The 14,218-nt window shown below is 34.0% G+C and carries 12 protein-coding genes; 8 read left to right on the forward strand and 4 right to left on the reverse strand.

Features of this window, described 5'->3' with window-relative positions:
- Positions 1-58: 58 nt before the first annotated feature.
- Together OH814_RS10995 and OH814_RS11000 are read right to left on the reverse strand one after the other, a co-directional pair.
- Positions 59-922 (reverse strand): DUF58 domain-containing protein, encoded by an 864-nt coding sequence (locus OH814_RS10995; RefSeq protein WP_201135148.1) that lies wholly within the window; start codon positions 920-922, stop codon positions 59-61.
- A 100-nt stretch (positions 923-1,022) separates the two neighbouring features.
- Entirely contained in the window at positions 1,023-2,027 is a 1,005-nt protein-coding gene (locus tag OH814_RS11000; RefSeq protein ID WP_308828183.1) for a MoxR family ATPase, read from the reverse strand.
- 252 nt (positions 2,028-2,279) lie between these two features.
- On the opposite strand from OH814_RS11000, the gene OH814_RS11005 reads away from it, so the two are divergent.
- The 6 genes from OH814_RS11005 to OH814_RS11030 all read left to right on the forward strand — a co-directional run bounded on the left by OH814_RS11005 (position 2,280) and on the right by OH814_RS11030 (position 9,024).
- Entirely contained in the window at positions 2,280-2,753 is a 474-nt protein-coding gene (locus OH814_RS11005; protein WP_279194880.1) for a DinB family protein, read from the forward strand.
- Between the two features lie 121 nt (positions 2,754-2,874).
- Positions 2,875-3,615 carry a 23S rRNA (guanosine(2251)-2'-O)-methyltransferase RlmB gene (rlmB, locus tag OH814_RS11010; protein ID WP_308828184.1) on the forward strand — a complete coding sequence of 247 codons (741 nt, stop codon included), beginning with the start codon at positions 2,875-2,877 and terminating at the stop codon, positions 3,613-3,615.
- Between the two features lie 22 nt (positions 3,616-3,637).
- A complete protein-coding gene (locus tag OH814_RS11015) occupies positions 3,638-4,684 on the forward strand; it encodes a DUF6263 family protein (RefSeq protein ID WP_308828185.1) in 1,047 nt (348 codons plus the stop codon).
- A gap of 87 nt (positions 4,685-4,771) precedes the next feature.
- A complete protein-coding gene (locus OH814_RS11020) occupies positions 4,772-4,999 on the forward strand; it encodes a hypothetical protein (RefSeq protein ID WP_074229835.1) in 228 nt (75 codons plus the stop codon).
- A gap of 63 nt (positions 5,000-5,062) precedes the next feature.
- Positions 5,063-7,603 (forward strand): YfhO family protein, encoded by a 2,541-nt coding sequence (locus OH814_RS11025; RefSeq protein ID WP_308828186.1) that lies wholly within the window; start codon positions 5,063-5,065, stop codon positions 7,601-7,603.
- Positions 7,604-7,731: 128 nt separating this feature from the next.
- Positions 7,732-9,024 carry a glycosyl transferase family 1 gene (locus OH814_RS11030; RefSeq protein WP_308828187.1) on the forward strand — a complete coding sequence of 431 codons (1,293 nt, stop codon included), beginning with the start codon at positions 7,732-7,734 and terminating at the stop codon, positions 9,022-9,024.
- Positions 9,025-9,074: 50 nt separating this feature from the next.
- On the opposite strand, the gene OH814_RS11035 is transcribed toward OH814_RS11030, so the two are convergent.
- Complete coding sequence (locus OH814_RS11035; protein ID WP_308828188.1) at positions 9,075-9,710, reverse strand: hypothetical protein; 636 nt, start codon at positions 9,708-9,710, stop codon at positions 9,075-9,077.
- 154 nt (positions 9,711-9,864) lie between these two features.
- Here OH814_RS11035 and OH814_RS11040 point away from each other — a divergent pair, with 154 nt between their 5' ends.
- On the forward strand, positions 9,865-10,827 hold the full coding sequence (locus tag OH814_RS11040; protein ID WP_308828189.1) for a YpdA family putative bacillithiol disulfide reductase: 963 nt from the start codon (positions 9,865-9,867) through the stop codon (positions 10,825-10,827).
- 163 nt (positions 10,828-10,990) lie between these two features.
- Entirely contained in the window at positions 10,991-11,878 is an 888-nt protein-coding gene (locus OH814_RS11045; RefSeq protein WP_308828190.1) for a S41 family peptidase, read from the forward strand.
- A 4-nt stretch (positions 11,879-11,882) separates the two neighbouring features.
- Here the strand turns inward: OH814_RS11045 and OH814_RS11050 are convergent, their stop codons facing one another.
- Complete coding sequence (locus tag OH814_RS11050) at positions 11,883-13,913, reverse strand: TonB-dependent receptor domain-containing protein (RefSeq protein ID WP_308828191.1); 2,031 nt, start codon at positions 13,911-13,913, stop codon at positions 11,883-11,885.
- Positions 13,914-14,218: the final 305 nt, after the last annotated feature.

Consider the following 14,218-nt stretch of genomic DNA (forward strand, 5'->3'; position numbering starts at 1 on the left):
AACAAGTCGATTCTGCTTTACATTTCATTTCGCTCAGAATAACAGAGCAAATTCTATTTTATTTTTTCTGAAAATAATTATACAATAATTTTGAATAATCTTCGCCCGTGTTTATATTCAAAAATGAGGCTGAAGAATTGGCAAAATCTTCTTCCAAGTTTCTCTGCTTCTGTTTTTGTGCCTCAGCAAAAGTGTATCTCCATCTCGCACTCGAAGTATTTGCCCAAACCTGATTTCCTGTCTCGGCATCGTACAACAAAGTATAACCGACATCGGGAATTTCGTTATCCTTTTCGTCATAAATTCTCATTCCCAAAAGCTGATGTTTTTTAGATGCTACTCTCAGAATTTTAGAATCGTAATCATCCTCAAAATCGGAAAGTAAAAATACAAGAGATTTTCTTTTAAAAATCCCCATCATATATTCTAAAGCTTTATCGATTTTTGATACTGCAGGAATATATTCAGCGGTCAAAATATGACTGATCATCGATAAAATATGCTTCCTGCCTTTCTGAGGCGGAATTACTTTGTACACTTTATCCGCAAATAAAATCAATCCTACTTTATCATTATTTCCTGCTGCAGAAAATCCTAAGCTTGCTGCAATTTCTGCAACATATTCTCTTTTAAGTTGGGTTTTTGTACCATAATCCATCGAAGCAGAAATATCAACGAGTATCATCATCGTCAATTCTCTTTCCTCTTCCATTACCTTAACGAAAGGTTCACGGAAACGAGCTGTTTTATTCCAATCAATTCTACGGATTTCGTCTCCGAACTGATAAGGACGAACTTCGGAAAAAGTCATTCCCTGACCTTTGAAAGCACTGTGATATTGCCCCATCAAAGTAGCTTCCGTTTTCCTTCTGGTACGGATTTCTATTTGCTTGACTTTTTTTACAATATCTTTTATTTGCATGGTTTCCAATATAAATGATAATTGATAGATGATGATTGATAATACAAAATGATATCATTTATAAATCATCATTTATAAATCATCATTTATTAATCATATTTTAAGGTGCTTGAATTTTTGCTAAAATTCTATTTACAATTTCCTCAGAAGTAATCTCTTCGGCTTCAGCTTCAAAAGTAAGTCCGATTCTGTGTCTTAAAACATCCTGTGCCAAAGCTTTTACATCTTCAGGAATTACAAAAGCTCTTCCTTTCAAAAACGCATACGCTCTTGATGCAATGGCTAAGTTGATTGATGCTCTTGGCGATGCTCCGAAACTGATGTAATTTTTCAGTTCAGAAAGACCATATTTTTCAGGGTAACGGGTGGCAAAAACCATGTCCAGAATATATTTTTCAATTTTTTCATCTAGATAAATCTGATTGACAATTGCTTTTGCCTCAACAATATTCTGTAATGAAATTACCTGTTTTATTTCAGGTTGATGTGAGGTAGAAACCATTCTCATTACTTTTCTTTCATCTTCAAATTCAGGGTAATCGATTTTACATTTCAGCATAAAACGGTCGCTTTGTGCTTCAGGTAAAAGATAGGTTCCTTCCTGATCGATCGGGTTTTGAGTAGCTAAAACCAAAAAAGGTTTCGGTAACGGCATTGTTTCGTCACCAATAGTCACCTGCTTCTCCTGCATTACTTCCAAAAGAGCCGATTGCACCTTTGCAGGAGCTCGATTGATCTCATCTGCCAAAACAAAATTTGCAAAAACAGGACCTCTTTTTATAGAAAAATCATTTTCTTTGACATTATAAATCATTGTTCCCACCACATCTGCAGGAAGCAAATCTGGCGTAAACTGAATTCTTGAAAAATCGCCGTGAACCGCTTCTGCCAAAGTCTTTATCGCTAAAGTTTTTGCCAAACCGGGAACACCTTCCAGCAAAACATGTCCGTTTCCTAAAAGACCGATCAAAAGCCGATCGATCATGTAATGTTGACCAATAATCGCTTTATTGATTTCCTGCCTTAGAAGATTAAAAAAATAATTTTGTTCTTTAACCTTTTCGGTCAATTGACGGATGTCTTCTGCTTGATATGAATCTGACATTAGTTTGAATTAAAATAATGGGTAAATTTCTGATAAATACTTGCACTAATCAACACAATTAATGCCATATTTGAGTTAAAGTTTGTTAAATATTCTCTCTTAAATATAAGAATAATAATTGAACTTTTACTAAATCTACCTCAGGGAAACTCTTACTTTCATAAAAATTTATAAATTTTCATTCATTGATTCGGTCAAGAATTGTCATTTTCAGTTTATTAAACTATTTTTGAAGATTAAAAATATTGCAAAATGAATTATCATTTTCAAGCTCACAGACAGGTCAGAAAAAATCTTTTGGATATTCTTCAGAACACTTCTCACCAGGATCTGTTATTAATTCCGGATGGTTTTAATAATAATATCTATTGGAATATTGCCCACACCGTTGCTACACAGCAATTGCTGCATTATTACCTGAGTGGAAACACGTTCAGAATTGATAAATACTGGATTGAAACGTACAAAAAAGGAACGTTACCGAATCTGAATGTTCAAAAATCTGAAGTCGAGGATTTGGAATTTTTACTGACCGAAACTTCAAAAACTTTGATGAAAGATTTCGACAGTGATTTCTTTTCAGATTACACGCCTTACACCACAAGTTTCGGAATGGATTTGAAAAGTATTCAGGATGCTATTATTTTTAACAACATGCATGAAAGTCTGCACTACGGCTATGCAATGGCGCAGAAGCGAGCAATTTTAGGAGAAAAAGGAAGATAGTCAGTTTGTAAATTTTGCTTCGCAAGTTAAAATCAATTGTGAATTTTACACATAGTTGAAAATTGATTTCGAAGAAAAGTTGACAATTGACCATTCACCATATAATTTTTATGACAAATCAATGAAAGACGATTTTATTTTTGGGCTTCGTCCCGTATTGGAAGCTATTGAAGCTGGAAAAACTATTGACAAAATTTTTGTGCAAAATGCATTACAGGGTGAGATTTACGCTGAACTGAAAGCTATTTTAGCAAAAAATAAAATACGTCCCAACTACGTTCCGGTAGAGAAACTTAACCGTTTTACAAGGAAAAACCACCAAGGTGTAGTGGCTTTTATATCTGATGTTCCGTTTCACAGAATAGAAAATATTGTTCCTGAATTATTTGAAGAAGGTAAAACGCCATTCATTTTAATTTTAGACAGATTAACTGATGTAAGAAACTTCGGAGCAATTTGCAGAACTGCAGAATGTGTAGGAATTGATGCGATTGTAATTCCTGAAAAAGGAGGTGCACCGGTAAATTCTGATGCGATAAAAACTTCAGCCGGAGCGATGTACAACATCAAAATCTGTAAAGAATCGAATTTGGCTCACGTTGTAGATTTCCTACAGCAAAGTGGGATTGCAGTATTTTCTGCAACCGAAAAGGCACAAAAATTGATATACGACGTTGATTTTACTGCGCCTTGCGCCATTGTAATGGGAAATGAAGAGACCGGGATTTCTAAAGAAGTTCTGCATCATTCAGACGAAAAAATAAAACTTCCGATAGAAGGAAAAACACAGTCTTTGAACGTTTCTGTAGCTTGTGGAGCAATATTATATGAAGCAATGAGACAGAAAATCACAAAAATTTAATTCACCTTTTTAAAATTATTTAATGAAAAACATAGCAGCATTAGCGCTAATCTCAATAGCACTTGTTTCATGTAAAAAGGAAACAGCAACCGTAACAAAAATAGATCCTAAAACAGGAAAAACAATCACCGTAGAAGTTCCTGCAGACTCTGTAAAAGAAGTAAAAGCAGATGCTGCAATTAAAGATTCTGTGGGTATTTTCAAACAGACTTTTAAACTTGAAAAAGGAAAAACTTATCCTTTGACAACGTACCAAAGAGATACAAAAACGATGACTGATCCGCAAGGTAAAACCATGACCGGAACCAGCGAATCTACTGACGAAATGAGTTTCACAGTGAATGATATCAAAGGGAATGTTTATGATCTTACCATCAACCTGATTGGAAAGAGAAACTCTCAGTCTGCACAAGGAAAAACGGTTATTGTAGATACCAAACTTCCTCTTCCTAAAGAAGATGATCTGAAAATGATCTGGAATGTGAACAAAGCACTTACCGGAAACAAACTGAACATGAAGATGGATACGAAAGGAAACGTAATTTCTATCACCGGATTTGAAGCTGTTTACACAAAAATTTCTGATGCGCTTAAAAACATCGTCAAGGATGCTAACCAGAGAGCTAGTGTTGTAGCAAGCCTTAAAGAAAGCTTTAACGAAAAAGTTCTGAAAGATCAGTTTGAAAAAAACCTTTCTGTAATTCCTAAAAAAGGAGCAAAAATCGGTGAAAAATGGAGTACTTCTGAAAGCGCAGATGAAGCAGGAAAAATCAAAGTAACATCAAACTACACCCTTAAAAGTGCAGGAAACGGAATTATAGAAATTGCAATCACTGGCGGAATTCCTAAAAAAGAAGAGAAAAAATCTCAAGGTCCGATGACTCACAGCATGAGCAGTGAATTGTCTCAAAACGGAACGATCAAGTTTGATCAAAATACAGGGTGGATTAACAACCAAAACATCAGTGTAAAAACAACGCAGGTGGAAACTATTTCAGACGGAAAGCAATCACAGTCGATGAAAAGTGTTTCTAACTCTTCTGTAATGGTAAACCCTTCATCTAAATAAGTTTTAGGGTTTGAGTGTCTGAAAGTTTTAGAACTGAAATTTTAAAACTTTAAACCTTGAACTTTGAATTATTAAATAAAAAGTAATATGTCTTTTATCAAAGGAATTTTTGAGATCGTTCTCGCAACTATTGTTATTTTTTTTGTCTGGAATATTTTGAAGAGAATTTTCTTCAAAAAGTTTTATAATTTCATGGGATTCAAACCCAATAACAATCAGCAGCAAGAAACCAAAAACTCAAAAACGAATATTGAAAAAAAAGTAAAGTGGGACGCAGAAACTGTGGACTATGAAGAGGTGAAAGAGAAAAGATAATTATCTTTAAATATTATTTAATTCTCTAAACATCTAAAATAAAAAATCTACTTAATAACCAAGATGGCAAAAAACAAAAACTTAATATATATTGCAGTTTCTTTAATTGCATTTTTAGTTTTAGCATTTTTATATTCTACTCCTGTTTTTACAGGAAAACAGCTTTTCCAGCATGATATTGTACAGTATCGAGGTGGAGCAAAAGAGTTGATCGATTATCGTAACAATTATGATAAAGAAACATACTGGAGCGACTCTATGTTTGGCGGAATGCCCACTTATCAAATGGGAAGCCGTTTTGAAGGCGACATTATCAAAAAACTAGACAGCTATCTGAATATTCTGCCAAGACCGGTTAATTATCTGTTTTTACTGTTCTCAGGCTTTTTCCTTTTAGGAATGGTTGCCGTTCGAAACTGGAAATACGCCCTTTTGGGAGCCACATTTTTCGGGCTCTCCACTTATTTTTACATCATTATTGCAGCTGGACACAACGGAAAAGTAAACACCATAGAATATTTCGCACCGCTTTTAGCCGGGATTTTATTGGTTTATATCAGAAAAAAATACGTCCTCGGATTTATTGTAACCACCCTTTTCTTCGGATTACAGGTTGCAGCAAACCATCCACAAATGACCTATTATTTATTCTTAGGCTTAGGATTTTTATTTATTTCTGAATTAGTAAGAGCGATCAAAAAGAAAGTTCCGATGAAGCATTTTTTGATTTCATCAGGAATTATAGCTTCTGCTTTGGCAATCGGAGTTGGGATGAATTCTCAGCGAATCATGGCTAATTCTGAGTACATCAAAGAAACAGTAAGAGGAAAACAAATTCTGAATACCGAAACGCATACTGCCGGAAATTCTGGAATGGATAAAGAAAGCATCCTAATGTGGAGCTACGGTAAACTGGAAACTTTAAACCTATTTGTCCCAAGATTAATGGGCGGCGGAAGCCAGGAGCCTGAAGGAGCTGCAATGATGGAGAAAGTACAGCAGATGGTTCAGGACAATGTAACTTCCCAGGCAGAAATGGATAGAGTTTCAAAAGGATTTGGAAGCTTGACATATTGGGGAGATCAGCCCGGAACTTCAGGACCAGCTTATCAAGGAGCCATTGTTTGTTTCCTGGCAATTCTAGGATTCTTTTTTGCCTCAAAAAAATACCGTTACTGGATTTTAGGTGCGACAATTCTCACCATATTATTGGCTTGGGGAAGCAACTTTATGCCACTTTCAGATTTCTTTATCGATTACGTTCCTTTTTACAGCAAATTCAGAGCGCCATCTTCGATTTTGGTTGTTGTGGAATTATTATTTCCATTAATTGCTATTATCGGATTATACAGATTCTTCAATAGCGAAACGTTGGAAGAAGATTACAAAAAGAAAATTCTTACTTATGTTGGAAGTGGAACTTTAGGTTTAACTTTAATTCTAATTATTTTCGGAAAATCAATTTTAGGTTTTGCCACGGATAATGAAAAAGTATATTTACCACCTTTTCTACTCGATTATTTGGTTGATGAACGTTTCAGTATGTTCAGAACAGACGCTATCAAAGCATTATTATATGTTGGGATTACGGTAGCCGTTTTATTCTTTGCTTTAAAACAAAAGCTTAATCAGAATATTGCTTTAATTATCATCGGATTGGTAAGTTTATTTGATCTTTGGTCTGTAAATAAGCGTTATCTAAACGATGATAATTATGTAGATAAAATCTTTGCTGAAAACCCTTTCCAAACTGAAGGTTCAGATTATTTAGCTGAAAAAGTAGGTGAAAACCCAAACCTACAGTCTATTTTAGCGAGTATTCCTGTCAACAAAACATTAGAAACTATTGCTGAAAATGACAAAAAACATTACCGAATTTACAATCAGGTTTTAGGAACAACGAGCGAAACTAATACTTCTTATTTTAAAGCTTCAATCGGAGGCTATCATGCGGTGAGATTGAGACGTTATGATGATTTGCTTAATGAATATATTTCTAAAGTTGATAGCGTAAAAACTCCAAAAATTTTAAATTTACTGAATACAAAATACATGATTTTCGGAAATCCGGGAGAGCCACAAGTTGTTCCAAATCCTAAAGCAAACGGAAATGCATGGTTTGTAAGTGACTTGAAATTTGTAAATACTCCGGACGAAGAAATTAAATATATCGGGGAGATCGACAGCAAAAAAACTGCGGTCATCAATGTTTCCGACAAATCATATTTTAATAACAAACAAGTTCAGGCAGATTCTACCGCAACAATTAACCTGACAAAATATGAGGCCAATGAGTTGGAATTCAAATCTCAGTCGAAAACTCCGCAATTAGCCGTTTTCTCTGAAATTTATTATCCTCATGGCTGGAAAGTTTTTGTTGATGAAAAAGAAGTTCCGTACATCAAAGCTGATTATTTATTGCGTGCAGTACATGTTCCAGCTGGAAATCATCATATCAAAATGATCTTTGAACCGCAAGTCATCGAAACCGGAAAATGGATTTCTCTTCTTTGCTTTGGATTGTTTATTGCGTTGAGTGCTTTTGGAATTTTCTGGCTGAATAAAAAGAAAAAAGAGAACGTTGTAATTAAAGAAAAAATCTAATAAGCGAAGCTTAAAAACTTAATATTCTTAACTTCTTAAATTAAGTCTTAATGATAAAAATAATTCATTAAAGTCTGAGTTAAGAAGTTAAGATTTTTAAATTTTATTCCTTTTGAATTCTTAATTTCATGGAAGATAAAAAAATTCTTATCATCACCTATTATTGGCCACCTGCAGGAGGACCAGGTGTTCAGCGTTGGTTAAAATTCGCAAAATATCTTCCTGAATTTGGCTGGAAACCCATTATTTACACGCCTGAAAACCCAAGCTATCCTTTATTGGATAATAGCTTAATGAAAGATGTTCCTGATAATTTGGAAATCGTAAGAACAAAAATCTGGGAGCCTTATCAATTAGCTGAAAAGCTTAATAAAAGCAATAAAAAATTCAAAGCAGGGCAGTTTGATGTGGGCAACAATCAAAGTTGGAAATCTAAGCTTTCGATTTGGGTGAGAGGTAATTTTTTCATTCCCGACGCGAGAGTTTTTTGGGTTAATCCTTCCACAAAGTTTCTTGAGCAATATTTGAAAATCAATAATATTGAGACGATTGTTACTTCAGGGCCGCCCCACTCAATGCATTTGATTGGTTTAAACTTAAAAAAGAAATTTCCCGATTTAAAATGGATTGCCGATTTCCGTGATCCGTGGACCGAAATTTCGTATTATAAACATTTAAAACTGACCAACAGATCAGACAAAAAACACCGCCAATTGGAATCTGAAGTTTTTAAAAACGCAGATATTACTCTGGCAACAAGTTATACCGATGCTGAAAATTTCCGTAAAAGCGGAGCGAATGCATTTTGTATCACCAATGGATTTGATGAAACAGACTCAAACCCTCAAACCCTTCAACCCTCAAACTCTCCAACCCAATTTACACTAAGTTATATTGGTGTTTTAGAGCAGTTAAGAAATCCAGAAAATCTTTGGAAAGCACTCGATAATTTAGTGAAAACCAATTCAGATTTTGCGGAAAATTTCAACCTTAAATTTGTCGGAAGAATTGATGATAAAATTTTAGAAGTTATTGAGAAGTCAAGCTTAAAAGATCATATTCAGAATCTTGGTTATCTTTCGCACGATAAAGCGGTTGATGAAATGGCGAAGTCTTCCCTTTTATTGATTACTAATTTTCCAAATGACTCTTCAAAAGGCATTATTCCTGGAAAAATATTTGAATATTTAGCAACTGGAAAACAAATTATTTCTTTCGGTCCTAATGAAGCTGATGTTGCAAAAATTTTAGATGAAACAAAAGCCGGAAAACATTTTGGGTACAATGATTCCAGAGAAATTGAAAATTTTATTTTAGAAAAATTCGAACTGTGGAAAAATGGAAACCTTTTAGAAAACACTCAAAACATTGAGCAGTTTTCTAGGAAAAATTTAACGAAACAGTTGGTACAAATTCTGTAAACTACCCCGTCTTCAACTTCGTTGAATCTGCCCTTTATAAAAGGGGAATTTTAAATTGTCCATTCGTCATTGATGACAGCGATTACGTAATATTTCCCTTCAAATTCTTCAAACACAAATCGGAGTGCATTCCAATCCATTCCGCCATTTTTTTCAGATCCGGGAATATAATTTTCTGTAAAATTGGTATTTGGATATATTTCTTTTAAATTATTGAGAGAATTACCTGTGCCTAAAAATGTATCAAATGCATAGTCAGATTTTGTGAAATCTTTTTTAAATACCCAGTTTTTGAGATATTGCTCAAGAGTTGCTTTATAAATTTCACCCGACCCATCTCTGGAGCCCCAAGTAAAAATAGTTTTTGTAGGCAGATATTTCTCGAAATCGGTTTTTGAGAAATGCTTGTCTTCATTTCGGTTAACAAAAGCATACATCGAAAATCTCACCCCTTTTTCAGGATGAATATAATTGGCAAAAACATCATAATAACCTACTTTTAGCGCTTGTAAAAGCTCATCATTAGTCTTTTTCAACGCTACTTCTTTTGAAAACGCTTCAGGTTTTGTATCGGTTCTTTCATTTGATCTTTTCAGATTATCCGTAGAAACTACGGGACTTTTATCTTGTTTTTTTTCACACGATAACGCTGCTAAAAGTAAGATTGCTAAAAAAGATTTTCTCATTATAAAATTTTCGTGAAAAGTTCAAAAGCGGTGCCAGTTTTGAGTTTGAGAGTTTTAGTGTTTAATTGAATAGATAGAGTTTAAATATTATAAGTATTGTTTTTGACTTATTACTAAAAGCCGCTTGCTTCGAGCTTTTTTGTATTTTTGTTATATGGAAATTTTAGATATTCTGATTATCGGAGCCGGGCCGATTGGTCTCAACTGCGCACTCGAAGCCAAGAAAAACAACCTGAATTATTTAATTATAGAAAAAGGAACGATTGTAAATTCGCTTTACAATTATCCTTTATACATGAAGTTTTTTTCGACGGCAGATAAGCTTGAAATTGCAGAAATTCCTTTTATCTCGGCTGCACCAAAACCGGGAAGACAAGAAGCGCTGGAATATTATCAGGGAATTGCAAGGCAGAAAAATATCAATATAAACCTTTACGAAAAAGTATTAAAAGTTTCTAAAACCGGAAAAATATTTGAAATTGAAACTTCCAAATCAAAATATACTGCCAAGAATGTCATTATCTCGACCGGGTTTTATGACATTCCGAATCTGATAAAAATCCCGGGTGAAGATTTGCGTAAAGTAAAGCATTATTATACCGAACCTTATCCGTATGCAAGACAGAAAATCGTAGTTATCGGATCGAGTAATTCTTCCGTTGATGCCGCTTTAGAAACTTATAGAAAAGGTGCTGAAGTGACGATGATTATTCGTAATTCTGAAATTTCTGAAAATGTAAAATATTGGGTAAAACCAGATATTGAAAACAGGATTGCAGAAGGAAGTATTAAAGCTCATTTTAATGCTGAATTGATAGAAATTAAAGAGAAAACGGTTATTTTTAAAGATAAAGAATGTGAAATTCAGGAAATTGAAAATGATTTTGTCTTGGCAATGACTGGTTATCTTCCTGATTTTAATTTTCTTAAAAATTCAGGTATTGACTTACAAGGTGAATGTTTAAATCCTGTCTACAATCCTAAAACAATGGAAACCAATATTGAAAATTTATATTTGGCAGGCGTTGTTTGTGGTGGAAAAGACACTCACCTTTGGTTTATCGAAAACTCAAGAATTCATGCGGAAATGATTGTGAAGAATATTCTTTCAAAGTAAATTATTAATCGGAAATAGATCACAAAATATTCCTACTTTTGGATTATTCAATCTTCCCATGAGAAAAAATATCATTTTCGCCTTACTTACCACATTTTTTTCAATTACAATTTCAGCTCAATCGGATAGCATTCGAGTGTATGTTAACAAAGCGCTGAAGATTATGAAAAGTAAATCGGTGAATAAATCAAAGCTCAATTGGGATGAAATATTTGATAAAACTCTTGCAGAAGCATCAAAAGCTAAAACGATAAAAGAGACCTATCCTATTATTAAAAATGCTTTAAGTTCATTAAACGATTCTCATTCTAATTTTTATCCCGCAGAAGTGGTAAAAGCCTACACTTTAGGATACAAAGCAACGGGTCAGGAGTTTCCGGTCATTAAAAGTGAAATGCTGGAAAACAGCTATGCTTACATCAGTTTACCAGATATTGGCTCGTTCAATAAAGATGACTGGAACCAGTACATTGATACTTTTTATGCCAAGGTTAATGACTTGCAAAAAAGTAAACCTAAAGGCTGGATCATTGATTTGAGAGGAAATTTTGGAGGAATGCTTTATCCGATGTATGCTGCAATAGCTCCTTTTTTAGACACTAAAAATGTAGTCGGCACAAAAGATGCGGAAGGACAAATTGAGTATTACAATTATAAAGACGCTAAATTTTATGAAGGTTCAACAGCTACACAGATGTTTCAACTGACACAAAAAGAACCAAAACAAACTAAAAAGCCAGTTGCCATATTGGTAGATAAAGTCACCGGAAGTTCGGCAGAATTTATTACCGCTGCATTTGTTGGTCAAAAAAATGTAAAGATTATCGGCACCAACACGCAGGGTTTAACATCAGGAAATCAGGAATACAAATTATCCGATGGGTCTTTCCTTGTACTTACGGTTGGTAATATCGTTGACAGAACAGGAAAAGAATATGCTAAAATTGGCGAAGGAATTCCACCAAATATCATCATTGAAAAATCAGCTGACAAAGCAAAAACGAATGAAACTTATTTAAAAGAAGCGTTTAAGTACATTGATGGCAAATAAAAAATTAAAAATCAACCTTCATTCCCAAAATAAAATTTCTTTTCGCTGCAGGATTATAATATCGGTTTCCAAAAGCATTGATGTCAAAACCTAAAACATACTCTTCATTATATAAATTCTGAATTTGCAGATATAAATTCACTCTTGTTTTCTCAAAATCTACCGGAAATCTGAATTGAATATTTCCTACCAAACTGGAGTTTGACCAAACAGAATTTGCATCATTTAAAGGTATTTTTGAAGTATAAAAATGAGAATAATCAACAGAAAGTTTTTTGAAAAAAGTAAAATTCAGCAAATTGTTTATTGTTGTTCCCGGAACTCCCGTCAAATCATTTCCTGAAAAGTCATTTTGATTTTGCTGATAATTTTTAAATTTAGAATCATAAAAACTTCCTGAAAATCTGAATTTCAACTGGCTGAAAAAATCATTTTTAAGATCAAAGTTTTTAGACTCCAACAAAACTTCAAAGCCTTTCTGAACAGTTTTCCCTGAGTTGACAAAATATTCCTGTCCGGCTTCGTTTTGTCTTCTTACAATTGCATCATTGAGTCGAAAATCAAAATAGTTTGCTTCCGCAAAAAAGAAATTTCCGAATTGTTTTCGGATTCCAACTTCTTTATTCCAGCCATATTCCGGATTGAGATTGACATTAAATTCTTGTGTGGAAGAACGGATTTCCTCATTCGTTGGCGCAGAATTTCCTTTACCGATTTTCCCCCTAACCGAAAAACCTTTTTCTAAAAGATAAGTTATTCCAAAATTAGGAAGCCATTGATTTTTAAAATGTTTATTTCCGTTTTCTGTTCGTGGATAAAGCCTTTCCCAATCGTAAGAATTGGAATTTAAACTTACCGAAATATCGCTAAAAAGTTTTTCATTAATATTTAATTTCTGCGATAGAAAATAAAATCCTGAAGTGTTTTTAATCTGATCAAAATTTTGTGGATTCCCTTCAAAACCTTTGTTATTATCATAGTTTTTAACGAAAATATCATTAATTCCACCTTCGAAACCCAATCGGTAGGCTAATAAAATTTTATCCCAATTTTTCTCATAATTAAAGTGTGTTCTCAAAGCAAAATTCTTTTCAAAACGATTTTCAAAATTGGTAATAAACGGATTTTCAAAATCTACGTAAGAGCCCTGAACTAAAATGAAATGCGAAAAATTATTATTCAGTTGATATTCATTTGAAAGCCCCGCAAGAATCATTTTATTGCGAATTCCTGCGTTCTGTTCTTCAGCACCCTGAAGTGTTGCAGTTCCCGGTCGGGCTTGCTTTCTTTCAATATTCATTTGTTCCAAAGTCAGTCCGCCTGGAGTTTGATAATCAAGATCAGAATACATTACCATCCCTTTTAAAATTCCTTTTTCTGAATATTGAAAATTATCTTTTATAAAGATTTGCTTTCTTTTTACTTTCGACTGTTCACGATAAGAATCGGTTTGATAATAATTTTGAAAAACTTCCAAAAAATGTTTCCCGATTTGTTTAGAAAAATTAAAACTCTGGTTAAACGTTCCATAACTTCCGGTGGATAAATTAGTTGATAAATTGTCTGAAGATTTTGTTTTTAAAAGCACTGTTCCTCCTGTTACCGCTCCATAATCACCACTTTCCGGACCTTTATAAATTTCCATTCGATCAATCAATTCTGGAGAAATCACATTAAAATAAGTATTTCCGGAAGCATCTGACAAAATAAAATCATCCAGATAAACCTTTACATTCCGAACTCCAAAAGGTGAGCGTAAAGTGCTTCCACGAAGCGAAATCCTGTAACTTCCGGGGGAACGTTCTTCCATTCTTACTCCTGCAATTTGATTGATCGATTCCAGCATTCTTTCTGGAGTATTTTGATTCAGTAAATTTTCTGAAACTACCGAAACTGATTTTGTGGAAGCAATAAAAGTAGTTGGCTTTTTATAAGCATCAATTTTTACTTCTGAAATTAAGTTGACAGAATCTTTTTTCTGAGAAAATAAAATTGAAGCTGATAAAAAAGGGAAAACTAAGTAAATCTTTTTCATTGCGATATGCTATGCAAATATTGTACTGTTTATGCGTGATAATGACATAAAAAACCTTGTCAGGAACCAAAACTCTGACAAGGTTGATGTGTATAAAAATTTTCTTTCGAAATCTTCTTTTGTTTTATCGCTGTTTTTGCGTGAGGGATACGGCGGGCGGCGACGAAGGAGCCGGTACGAGTGAGGCACGAACGAGTACGGTAGCGAAGCGGACCCCAGAGCAGCCCGACCCAAAGTTTTAGAGGTGGAAGAAAGCTCATAGGTTTTGAAAACCTATGAGCTTTAGCCTTGGGAAACGTAGGGGC

Origin of the sequence: Chryseobacterium sp. CFS15 (genome assembly GCF_031118795.1) — a bacterium.
In the GTDB taxonomy this organism is placed as follows: Bacteria; Bacteroidota; Bacteroidia; order Flavobacteriales; family Weeksellaceae; genus Chryseobacterium; species Chryseobacterium indoltheticum.

What these genes read in the sequence shown, in the direction of transcription:
- rlmB (WP_308828184.1), top strand. Translation starts at nt 2,875, where the DNA reads ATGAAAGACGATTTTATTTTTGGGCTTCGTCCCGTATTGGAAGCTATT.
- OH814_RS11015 (WP_308828185.1), top strand. Translation starts at nt 3,638, where the DNA reads ATGAAAAACATAGCAGCATTAGCGCTAATCTCAATAGCACTTGTTTCA.
- OH814_RS11020 (WP_074229835.1), top strand. Translation starts at nt 4,772, where the DNA reads ATGTCTTTTATCAAAGGAATTTTTGAGATCGTTCTCGCAACTATTGTT.
- OH814_RS11030 (WP_308828187.1), top strand. Translation starts at nt 7,732, where the DNA reads ATGGAAGATAAAAAAATTCTTATCATCACCTATTATTGGCCACCTGCA.
- OH814_RS11035 (WP_308828188.1), bottom strand. Translation starts at nt 9,710, where the DNA reads ATGAGAAAATCTTTTTTAGCAATCTTACTTTTAGCAGCGTTATCGTGT.
- OH814_RS10995 (WP_201135148.1), bottom strand. Translation starts at nt 922, where the DNA reads ATGCAAATAAAAGATATTGTAAAAAAAGTCAAGCAAATAGAAATCCGT.
- OH814_RS11045 (WP_308828190.1), top strand. Translation starts at nt 10,991, where the DNA reads ATGAAAAGTAAATCGGTGAATAAATCAAAGCTCAATTGGGATGAAATA.
- OH814_RS11000 (WP_308828183.1), bottom strand. Translation starts at nt 2,027, where the DNA reads ATGTCAGATTCATATCAAGCAGAAGACATCCGTCAATTGACCGAAAAG.
- OH814_RS11040 (WP_308828189.1), top strand. Translation starts at nt 9,865, where the DNA reads ATGGAAATTTTAGATATTCTGATTATCGGAGCCGGGCCGATTGGTCTC.
- OH814_RS11050 (WP_308828191.1), bottom strand. Translation starts at nt 13,913, where the DNA reads ATGAAAAAGATTTACTTAGTTTTCCCTTTTTTATCAGCTTCAATTTTA.
- OH814_RS11025 (WP_308828186.1), top strand. Translation starts at nt 5,063, where the DNA reads ATGGCAAAAAACAAAAACTTAATATATATTGCAGTTTCTTTAATTGCA.
- OH814_RS11005 (WP_279194880.1), top strand. Translation starts at nt 2,280, where the DNA reads ATGAATTATCATTTTCAAGCTCACAGACAGGTCAGAAAAAATCTTTTG.